Source organism: Streptomyces spongiae, assembly GCF_009377185.1.
Classification (GTDB): domain Bacteria; phylum Actinomycetota; class Actinomycetes; order Streptomycetales; family Streptomycetaceae; genus Streptomyces; species Streptomyces spongiae.
Genome location: NZ_VJZC01000458.1, coordinates 1 through 8,185 on the forward strand (window position 1 = coordinate 1; position 8,185 = coordinate 8,185).

The 8,185-nt window shown below is 72.6% G+C and carries 3 protein-coding genes and 4 pseudogenes; 2 read left to right on the forward strand and 5 right to left on the reverse strand.

Going from position 1 to position 8,185, the window contains the following annotated elements:
- Window positions 1–56 precede the first annotated feature (56 nt).
- A pseudogene (locus FNH08_RS38025) lies at window positions 57–1,265 on the forward strand (MFS transporter); the annotation flags it as partial.
- A 399-nt stretch (window positions 1,266–1,664) separates the two neighbouring features.
- Here FNH08_RS38025 and FNH08_RS38030 read toward each other — a convergent pair.
- A pseudogene (locus FNH08_RS38030) lies at window positions 1,665–2,699 on the reverse strand (GlxA family transcriptional regulator); the annotation flags it as partial.
- A 71-nt stretch (window positions 2,700–2,770) separates the two neighbouring features.
- Here FNH08_RS38030 and FNH08_RS38035 point away from each other — a divergent pair.
- Complete coding sequence (locus tag FNH08_RS38035) at window positions 2,771–4,081, forward strand: MFS transporter (protein WP_322726147.1); 1,311 nt, start codon at window positions 2,771–2,773, stop codon at window positions 4,079–4,081.
- Between the two features lie 33 nt (window positions 4,082–4,114).
- On the opposite strand, the gene FNH08_RS38040 is transcribed toward FNH08_RS38035, so the two are convergent.
- The 4 genes and pseudogenes from FNH08_RS38040 to FNH08_RS54190 all read right to left on the reverse strand — a co-directional run.
- Window positions 4,115–4,726, reverse strand: coding sequence for a flavin reductase family protein (locus tag FNH08_RS38040; RefSeq protein ID WP_152776094.1), 612 nt, complete (start codon window positions 4,724–4,726; stop codon window positions 4,115–4,117).
- A gap of 61 nt (window positions 4,727–4,787) precedes the next feature.
- Entirely contained in the window at window positions 4,788–5,615 is an 828-nt protein-coding gene (locus FNH08_RS38045; protein WP_152776091.1) for an enoyl-CoA hydratase/isomerase family protein, read from the reverse strand.
- Between the two features lie 55 nt (window positions 5,616–5,670).
- A pseudogene (locus tag FNH08_RS54185) lies at window positions 5,671–6,882 on the reverse strand (acetate--CoA ligase family protein); the annotation flags it as partial.
- 93 nt (window positions 6,883–6,975) lie between these two features.
- Window positions 6,976–7,983 (reverse strand): annotated as a pseudogene (locus tag FNH08_RS54190) (CoA-binding protein); the annotation flags it as partial.
- Between the last annotated feature and the right edge of the window lie 202 nt (window positions 7,984–8,185).

Consider the following 8,185-nt stretch of genomic DNA (forward strand, 5'->3'; position numbering starts at 1 on the left):
ATAAGAGACAGGAAAAGCCCTGGGGCGCTGTCAGTGCCGTCGCCTACCGTCGAGCCATGACCTACCGAGACGTCGCCTCCAAACAGGTCCTGACCTGGGCCATCGTGTCCGTCGCCGCCCGCATGCCCGTAGCGATGGCCCCCCTCGCCCTGGTCTTCCTCGTCCGCGAACGCCCAGGCGGCTACACCCTGGGCGCGGCCCTCGCGGCGGCGTACGTCATAGGCGAGATCCTCGGCGCCCCCCTCCTGGGCATGCGCACACGCCCGGAGCGAGCCCGCCCCCACCTAGCCGCCGGCCTCACCGCGGGCGCGGCCGGCTTCGCGGGCCTCGGCCTGTTACCGACCGCCCACCCGGCGGTACTCGCCGCGTTCGCCTTCCTCGCGGGCGCCGCCCCCGCGGCATCCGCCGGAGGCCTGCGCGCCCTGCTGACCGGCATCGTCCCGAAACGGGCGGTGACCCAGGCCCTGTCCCTGGAGTCGATGCTGATGTCCGGTGTATGGGCGGTGTCCCCGGCCGCGGTCACCGGCCTGGCGCTGGGCGTCGCCCCCTGGGTCCCGCTGCTGCTCGCCGCCGCCCTCATGGCCTCGTCCGTCCCGGGCCTGTGGCTGCTGCCCGCGGGCTGGGACGCGGACGGGGCGGACGGCGAGGGCACGTCGATGCTCCGCCTCCTGGCCCGGGCCTGGCCGGTGTACGTCACGGGCGCGGCCTCCCTCTGCGTCCTCGGCCTGGCCGAACTCATGCTGCCCGCACTTCTGGAACAGCGCGGCACGGGTGTCGGCTGGTCGGGACCGCTGCTCACCGCGTTCGCCCTGGCTTCGGCGGTGGGCGCGTTCCTGTACGGCCTGCGCTCCTGGCCGGGCCGGTTGCGTACCCGGAGCGTGGTGCTGATGTGCGGCATCTCGGTGTGCGTGACGCTGGTCGCCCTCATACCCCACACGGCGTGGATCGCCGTCGCGCTCGTCCTCGCCGGCGTCCTCCAGTCGGCCGCGTTGATCACCCGCAACCTCTCCCTGGGCGAGGCGCTCCCGTCGAGCGCCCTGGCCGCCGGTTACTCGGTGATGTACGCGGCGGCGGGAGCGGGTTACGCGGCGACGGGCTCCCTCGCGGGTGCCCTGCTGAACTTCGTCGCGCCGTCCACGGCGATCCTCGCGGGCGTCGTCCTCACGCTCGTCCTCACGGCGATCGGCGCACTGGGGGAGCGCAGACTCGAGAGGGTCTCCGCCACACGCTCAACTCCCGCTGCCGACCCGGCCGTTCTCACTGCCGACAGCCCAGCCGTTCTCACTGCCGACGCCCCGGTCGTGCCCGCTGCCGACGAGGCGACCGTTCTCGCTGCGGACGGCGCTGTCGTGCCCGCTCCCGACGCCCCGGTCGTGTCCGCTGCCGACGAGGCGACCGTTCTCGCTGCGGACGGCGCTGTCGTGCCCGCTCCCGACGCCCCGGTCGTGCCCGCTGCCGACGAGGCGACCGTTCTCGCTGCGGACGGCGCGGTCGTTCTCGCTGCGGACGGCCCGACCGTCCCGGCTCCCGACGGCCCGACCGTCCCGGCTCCCGACGGCCCGACCGTCCCGGCTCCCGACGGCCCAGTCGTCCCGGCTCCCGACGGCCCAGTCGTCCCCGCTCCCGACGGCCCAGTCGTCCTCGCCGCCGACAGCCCGATCGCGCCCGCCCCCGGCGCGGAACGTCCGTCGATACGCGGTCGGAGTGACTCCTAGCGCCGCCTGCAGATGCTGCCGCATCGACTGGGCCGTGCCGAAACCGGCGTCGTGGGCCACCTGGTCGATGGACAGGTCGCTGGACTCCAGCAGATGGCGGGCGCGCTCGACGCGCTGCTGGGTGAGCCATTGGCCGGGGCTGACGCCGGTTTCCTCCCGGAAGCGGCGGGTGAACGTACGCACCGACATGGACTCCCGCGCGGCCATGTCCCGGAGCTGGATCGGCTCGTGCAGACGGCCCAGTGCCCAGGCACGGGCGCTGGTCGTGGTCGCCGACTGCGGGTCCGGGACCGGCCGCTCGATGTACTGCGCCTGCCCGCCGTCACGGTGCGGCGGTACGACCGTGCGCCGGGCCACGTCGTTGGCGACGGCCGCGCCGTGGTCGCGGCGCACGATGTGCAGGCACAGGTCGATACCGGCCGCGACGCCCGCGGAGGTCAGCACATCGCCGTCGTCGATGAACAGCACGTCGGGGTCGACCTCGATCCGGGGGAACAGCCGCTGCAGGCGCTCGGCGTCGGCCCAGTGCGTGGTGGCGGGACGACCGTCGAGGAGGCCGGCGGCGGCGAGGACGTACACGCCGGTGCAGATGGAGGCGAACCGGGTGCCGGGCCTGACATGGGCGAGGGCGGCGGCCAGCTCGTCGGTCAGCACCCCCTGCTCGAAGACGGGTCCGAGCTCGTACGACGCCGGGACGACGACCGTGTCGGCGGTGGCCAGCGCCTCGGGCCCGTGCTCGACCTGGATGGCGAAGTCGGCGTCCGTCCGTACCGGGCCGGGCGGCCGGACCGAGCAGGTCACGACCTCGTACAGGTGTCGCCGTGCCGCGTCCTTGGGACGGCCGAAGATGCGGTGCGGGATGCCGAGTTCGAAGGGCAGCAGTCCGTCGAGGGCCAGAACGACGACCCGGTGCGGACGGAACCCCCGTGCGCTGCTGTCATTGCCGCTACTGCTGCCACTGCCGCTACTGCCGCCACTACTCATGGCCTGATCCTAGCGAATGCTGGCTTTCCGGCCACTCGATGGGCGTCGCCGCAGGACGCAAGCTCTATGACGTGACGCAGACAACCGAGACCACCGCCGCCCCCGAGAGAAGCCTGCCCACCCGGCCGTCGCGTAGCCGTTTCCACCGTGCCTGGTTCGTCGCGGCCGTGACCTTCGTGACGATCACCGGTGCCGCGGCCTTCCGCTCCCTGCCCGGCCTGCTCATCGACCCCCTGCACCAGGAGTTCGACTGGTCGCGCGGCACGATCGGCGCGGCCGTCTCGATCAACCTGGCGCTCTACGGGCTGACGGCCCCGTTCGCCGCCGCGCTGATGGACCGGTTCGGCATCCGACGGGTGGTCGCGGTCGCGCTGACGGTGATCGCCGTCGGCTCGGGCGCCACCGTGTGGATGACCGCGGCCTGGCAACTCATGCTGTGCTGGGGCCTGTTGGTGGGCGTGGGCGCGGGCTCGATGGCGCTGGCCTTCGCCGCCACGGTCACCAACCGCTGGTTCACCGAGCGGCGCGGCCTGGTCACCGGCATCCTCACCGCGGCCTCCGCCTCCGGCCAGTTGGTCTTCCTGCCGCTGCTGTCCTGGATCGTCGAGGAGTACGACTGGCGCCCCGCCGCCGTCACGGTGGCCCTCGCCGCCCTCGTCGTCGTCCCCTTCGTCTGGCTGCTGCTGCGGGACCACCCCGCCGACGTGGGCCTGAAGCCGTACGGGGCGAAGGAGTTCGTCGAGAAGCCCGCGCCCGTACCGGGGGCCGCCCGCCGCGCGGTGACCGTCCTCTTCTCGGCGATGCGCACCGGCCCGTTCTGGCTGCTGGCGGGCACCTTCGCGATCTGCGGCGCCTCCACCAACGGTCTGATCCAGACCCACTTCATCCCCGCCTCCCACGACCACGGCATGCCCATCACGGCGGCGGCCTCACTGCTGGCGGTCATCGGGGTCTTCGACGTCCTCGGCACCATCGCCTCCGGCTGGTTCACCGACCGCTTCGAACCCCGCCGACTGCTCGCGATCTACTACGCCTTCCGCGGCGTCTCGCTCCTCTTCCTGCCCATGCTGCTGGCCCCGAGCGTCCAGCTGCCGATGGTCTTCTTCATCGTCTTCTACGGCCTCGACTGGGTCGCCACGGTCCCGCCGACCCTCGCGCTGTGCCGCGAGCAGTACGGCGACGACAGCGCCATCGTCTTCGGCTGGGTCCTCGCCTCCCACCAGGTCGGCGCCGCCCTCGTCGCCTTCCTCGGCGGCGTCGCCCGGGACACCTTCGGCTCGTACGACGTCGTCTGGTACGCCTCGGGCGCGCTGTGCGCGGTGGCCGCGCTGATGTCCCTGGTGATCCGGCGGAGACCGGTGGGGCGGGTGGCGGTGGCCTGAGACCGGCCCGGGTGGTGGTGCCGAGGCCCGGCCTCAGGGACTGAGCTCGCCGAACCGGCCCCGGTGGAACAGCAGAGGTGCGCTGTCCTCGAGGCTCGTGCCCAGAGCCGCCACCCGGCCCACCACGATCAGGTGGTCCCCGCCGGTGTGTACGGCGTGGATCGCGCAGTCGATCCAGGCGGCGGCGCCGGTGAGACGTGGCGAACCCGTGGCGGGTGCCGCGTCGTACGCGACCCCGGCGAACTTGTCGGCCCCGCTCACCGCGAACCCACGGCACAACCCGCCCTGATCGGCGGCCAGCACGTTCACGCAGAAGACGCCCGCGCGGGCGAGGCGCGGCCAGGTCGTCGACGTACGGCCGACCATGAACGCGACCAGCGGCGGATCGAGGGAGAGGGAGGAGAAGGACTGGCAGGCGAAGCCTGCGGGGGCGGCCAGGCCGTCGTCCTTGGCCGCGGGGGCGGTGATGACGGTCACCCCCGTCGCGAAGTTCCCCAGCACTCGCCGGAACTCCGCCTGGTCGACCGGCGCCCGCTCGTCCTCCCCGACGCACCGCAACTCGGGGCGCGGCAGCGCTTCGACGGGCTCCACGGCAGCCGTGCGAGCCTCCGCTGACCTCAGGTACCGGACGGCGGCGGCCGCCATCCCTGCGCTTCCCATCACACCGCCATTGAACCTGACGGGTCGTCAGAAGTGAAGAGCCGGGTCAGCGCCCCTCGTACCGCGGTGTACGACGCTCCACGAAGCTCGCCACACCCTCGTTCGCGTCGGCCGTCGTCATGTTGATCTCCTGGGCGGCGGCCTCGGCGGCGAAGGCGGTGGCGCGGTCGGTGTCGAGGGACGCGTTCACGAGCTGCTTGGTCAGGGCGAGGGCGCGGGTGGGGCCGGTGGCGAGGCGTTCGGCCCACTCGCGGGCCGTCTTCTCCAACTCCTCCGGCGGAACCACGCGGTTGACCAGCCCGAGCCGTTCCGCGTCCGCCGCCGACAGGGCGTCGCCGAAGAACATCAGCTCCTTCGCCCGCCGGGGCCCGATCAGGCGGGGGAGGAGGTACGCGCCGCCGCCGTCCGGCACGAGGCCGCGCCGTACGAACACCTCGATGAAACGCGCCGGTTCGGCCGCCAGCACCAGGTCGCACGCGAACGCCAGGTGCGCTCCGATCCCGGCCGCCGTGCCGTTCACCGCCGCGATCACCGGCTTCTCGCAGTCGAGCACGGCGGCGATCAGGCGCTGGGCGCCGAGCCGGATGGTGCGGGCGACATCGCCGGCCACGCGCTCGCCGGGCTGGGCTGAGGTCCCGCGCAGGTCCGCGCCCGCGCAGAAGCCGCGGCCCGTGGCGGTGATGACGACGGCCCGTACGGTCGGGTCCGCGGATGCCTCCGTCAGCAGCTGGATGATCCGTTCCCGCTGGTCGGGGGTGATCGCGTTCATCGCCTCGGGGCGGTTGAGGGTGATCCACGAGACGGCGTTGTCAGTGGCGTGCAGTATCAATGAGTCACGGGATTTTTCAGGAGGAACAAGGGGGGAATCGGGCATGTGGGGACTCCGTTGGATGCGGGGAGTGACGAAATTCCTGGTCGGAAGGTCGCGCTCAGCGGCACACCGCCAGCGCGTCCAGCGCCACGGCGCCCTGCCCGCGGGGGAGCACCATCAGCGGGTTGATGTCCAGCTCGGCGATGTCGTCCCCGAGCTCCAGCGCCATGCGCTGCACGCGGAGCACGACCTCGACGAGGGCGTCCACGTCGGCCGGGGGAGCCCCGCGCACCCCGTCCAGCAGAGCCCGCCCGCGCAGTTCGGTGAGCATGGCGTGGGCCTGGTCCTCGCCGAAGGGGGGTACGCGTACGGCGGAGTCGCGCAGGACCTCCACCAGCACTCCGCCGAGCCCGACCGTCACCGTGGGCCCGAAGAGCCGGTCGTGCGTGACACCCACGACCATCTCCACGCCCCGCTCGACCATCTGGCACACCAGCACCCCGTCGAGCGAGATGCCCTCGTAGCGCGCGATGTCGGTGAGCTCGCGATAGGCGTCGCGGACCTGACTGGCCGAGGTCAGCCCGATCTTCACCAGTCCGAGCTCCGTCTTGTGCGCGATCCGCGCGCCGGACGCCTTCATCACCACCGGGTAGCCGACCAGGCTCGCCGCACGCACGGCCGCGGCGGCGCTGGTCACCAACTGCTCGCGCGGGACACGGATCCCGTACGCCCGCAGCAGCTGCTTCGCCGCGTGCTCGCTCAGCTGCTGTCCCGGCCGCATCAGCGCCTGGGCCTTGCGGAAGGAGGGCGACGGGGTGCGGGGCGCCTCGTCGAAGGGGGAGCGGTACCCGGCGGTGAACCGCTGGTGGTCGAGGTGGGCGCGGACGGCCGTGATGCAGTTGGCGAAGGTACGGAAGGTCGCCACCCGGGACGAGCCGAGCAGCGTCTCCCGGTACGCGGACTCGGTGCCCACCGGCGAGCCCCACACCACGCACACCAGCTTGTCCGTCTGCTCCGCCGCGTCCACGAGGTCCTGCGCGAGCTTGTCGCTCATCGGGGGGAAGGGCCCGGTGATGGGACAGATCAGCACTCCCACGTCCGGGTCGTCGAGGATCGCGTCGATGATCTTCCGCCCGCGCCAGTCGCCCACCGGGTGCCCGCCGTTGTCGACGGGGTTGGCCACGTTCAGGTACTCGGGTATCCACTCGTGCAGCTCGGCCTGCTTGTCCTCCGACAGCACGGGGAGGTGGAGGCCCGCCTCGGTCGCCAGATCGGCGAAGTGCGCGCCCGTGCCGCCCGAGATCGAATAGACGACGACCCCGTCGGCGGTTCGGTCGGCGATCCGGTCGGCGGTTCGGCCAGCGGTCCGGTCGGCGGTCCGGTCGGCGGTCCGAGACCTGCCGTCCCCGGTGTCCGGCCGGCGGCGCGCCCGCGCCAACAGGGCCGCGGTGTCCTGGAGTTCGTCGAGCCCGTCCACCCGTATCACGCCGAACTGCCGCATGGCCGCGTCCACCACCGCGTCGGCACCGGTCAGCTTGCCGGTGTGCGATGCGGCGGTGCGGGCGCCGGTCTCGGTACGGCCGACCTTGACGGCGACGACGGGCACCCCGCGCCGGGCCGCCCTGTCGGCGGCGAGCAGAAAGGCGCGGCCGTCCTTCAGGCCCTCCACATAGGCGGCGATGGCGCCCACCTCGGGCTGCTCGGCGAAGTAGGAGATGAAGTCGGCGGTCTCCAGGTCGGCCTCGTTGCCGGTGGGCGCCCAGTGCGAGAGGCGGATGCCGAGTTCCTGGAGGGCGAAGACGGGGCGGCCCTGGTGGCCGGACTGCGTGATGAGCGCGATGGCCGGCCCGTCCAGGTCGTCCCGGAACCGCTCGAAGGCGTTGAGGTTGGTGTTCGGGCCCAGCAACCGCAGTCCCGAGCGCGCGACGGCGGCGGCCAGCCGCTCCTGCGCGGCCGCGCCCTCCGCACCCGTCTCCGCGAACCCGGAGGCGAAGGCGACCGCGAACTTCACCTTGGTCCCGGCGAGTTCCTCGATCACGGGAACGGGGTCGGCGACCAGCAGTACGGCGAGGTCCACCTGCTCGGGCAGGTGGAGGACGGAAGGAGCGCAGGGGATGCCGAAGACGGACCGGCGTGTGGGGTGCACCGGGTGCAGCCGGGCGCCGACCCGTTCGGCCCAGGCGAGCAGTTGGCGCGTGATACCGGTGTTCGGCCGCCCCTCGGTGTCCGAGGCGCCGACCACGGCCACGGACTCGGGGCGGAAGAAGCGGTCGAGATCGGGGACGTCGGCGTACAGCGGGCGCCCGCTGACGTCGAGGTCGTCGGTCGCGGCGGGCCTGCCGTGCACGACGGGTGAGGGTTGCTCGCCGCAGGCGATGACCCGGGCCCGGCGGGAGTCGGTGGTGAGGGTGCCGTGGGTTGATCCAAGCATCGGTCCGCCCCGCTCCTGTGTGACAGCCAATTAACTGACGCAGTGTCAGATTACTGAACTGACACAGTGTCAGGAAATGGTTGTGCACGGGAGAGCTGGGGGCCCGGTGGTCGCCGCCGCGTTGCGAGCGGGGCATGTACATGGCGGGCACAGGCTTCGTACCCGCCACGGGGGTCGCTGGAACACGGGAGGAGGCCGGAAC